The organism is Thiomonas delicata, assembly GCF_900088825.1.
GTDB lineage: Bacteria > Pseudomonadota > Gammaproteobacteria > Burkholderiales > Burkholderiaceae_C > Thiomonas_A > Thiomonas_A delicata.
Window position 1 is genome coordinate 1 of the sequence record NZ_LT592206.1, and the last position, 213, is coordinate 213.

General features: G+C 60.1%; 1 protein-coding gene. It reads left to right on the forward strand.

Annotation, left to right across the window (positions count from 1 at the left end; all coding sequences use genetic code 11):
• Positions 1–210 (forward strand): hypothetical protein (locus THIARS_RS18835; protein WP_222423108.1); only part of this gene is annotated, 210 nt, incomplete at its 5' end.
• Positions 211–213: the final 3 nt, after the last annotated feature.

The following is a 213-nucleotide window of genomic DNA, read 5'->3' on the forward strand; positions in this document are numbered from 1 at the left end:
GAGGTGCCGGAAAACACCCCTGGCGTTGTAGCCTGCGCGCGACATCACGCGACGCTCGGCGACCGGATGGCACTGACAAAGTCACTGACATCGCCGGGTTTGGGACCCGAAAAAGCATCAAGGCCCGACAGCTTGCGCTGTAAGGCCTTGATTGTCCTCTGTATTTCTTGGCTCCCCGACCTGGGCTCGAACCAGGGACCTGCGGATTAACAG